Here is a 1,330-nt window from a genome sequence, read left to right as displayed (position 1 = left end):
CATTTAGCCTGGATGGTACTCCAGGAACATAGAACCAGTCTGGTGCTTCTACCCCTTTTTCCAGAGGTTCTGTGAACCGCCAATATATACCACTATCCTGTCCTATGCAATAGTCTCCATTGGGATGGATTTCTTTTAGTAAGGGTTCAATAGATGTGGTTAATATTATGCTTTGTGGGTGTTCTTGGAAATTCTTCACGAAATTATCATCAGAGTCTGGTAGCTGGGTGTGATCTGGGAGATTGAGGGATTCCCCAGCAAGGGGAGTGGTTAAAGGTTGGCGCACGGTTGATAAGAGGGGGTGCAGGGTTGGAAAGTAGTCCCATCTGACTAATTTTAGCATTTGTTTTTGGTTTTGTGTTGGTTTTTAAAAGTATCTGTGGTCTTATTTAGTAGTATATAATAAAGGTGACAAGGGAATGCTTCGCGAGATCCTGTAGAGAATGCAATGCAATCGCATTTATATATATCCCGTTTATATCCCGTTGGTTTGTTGGGTTTCGTATTAAACTCAACGAGATTGTCACCAATCCCGTTGGTCTTCAAAACCGTGCATGAAAGTTTCCCTTCACCATACCTCATCCAGAGGCTTGATAAATTCTCTTTTATAATAATTGCTGCTCTATCCGGGTGTATCCAGAATAGGTCTACAATTCTCAATACACGGATTTGCTATGCGATCGCCTATTATTCAGGAAAAAGAGTCGCCCTTTTCATTCTCATACACAGACCCTTAAACAATAACCATTGGAATAACTGGATTATCACATGACGGAAAACGTTTTCCGTCATTTATTTATGTCGATAGGGAAAGGATTCAACCCTCATCTTGTGGTCAAGCGATCGCCCGTAGGAAATGCTCAGGGGAATTTTGGGAACGAGTTTTACCACCAAGATTAGTTCATTAGCCAGTAATGATTAACTAATGCTTTGTCAAAGAAAGTTTTTTAATAAGCAGGCAATCGCAGTAATACAGAATCTGATAGGGATGTGGTAATTATTTGACGGAAAACGTTTTTCGTCAATGTTAGAATTTAGTGGAGACCCCTAAAAAGAGAAAATGACTAAAACAATCGCTGTCTTTAACCAAACAGGTGGGGTAATGAAAACTACCCTAACAATGAACCTGGGTTATCATCTGGCAGAAAAATATAAAGTCCTACTGTCTGCTTGATTATTATCCCTTATTTTTCAACAACTCTCTTGTATCTGTTCTTAATGAATGGGATGACAAAATGTTAGATAAGTTCCACCTACATTTACATAGCCCATTTACTTAGCATGATTAGGTAAACTATTAGGATCAACTCCTTGCGATCGCAAGTAAGCT

1 protein-coding gene and 2 pseudogenes are annotated in these 1,330 nt (G+C 39.3%); 2 read left to right on the top strand and 1 reads right to left on the bottom strand.

What is annotated here, in order from left to right:
- A pseudogene (locus ASL19_RS03750) lies at positions 1 to 286 on the bottom strand (Uma2 family endonuclease); the annotation flags it as partial.
- Between the two features lie 482 nt (positions 287 to 768).
- Between ASL19_RS03750 and ASL19_RS18790 the strand changes: the two are divergent.
- Together ASL19_RS18790 and ASL19_RS16545 are read left to right on the top strand one after the other, a co-directional pair.
- Complete coding sequence (locus ASL19_RS18790) at positions 769 to 900, top strand: hypothetical protein (protein ID WP_255356424.1); 132 nt, start codon at positions 769 to 771, stop codon at positions 898 to 900.
- A gap of 160 nt (positions 901 to 1,060) precedes the next feature.
- Positions 1,061 to 1,165, top strand: a pseudogene (locus tag ASL19_RS16545) (ParA family protein); the annotation flags it as partial.
- Positions 1,166 to 1,330 lie beyond the last annotated feature (165 nt).

The organism is Cylindrospermopsis sp. CR12 (assembly GCF_001432185.1).
Taxonomy (GTDB): domain Bacteria; phylum Cyanobacteriota; class Cyanobacteriia; order Cyanobacteriales; family Nostocaceae; genus Raphidiopsis; species Raphidiopsis raciborskii.
The sequence above is the reverse complement of the archived record's forward strand: the minus strand, read 5'-3'. Positions and strand labels throughout refer to the sequence as shown.

Bases quoted from the DNA above. Each gene is read 5' to 3' on its own strand.
- ASL19_RS18790 (WP_255356424.1), top strand. From the start codon at position 769: ATGACGGAAAACGTTTTCCGTCATTTATTTATGTCGATAGGGAAAGGA.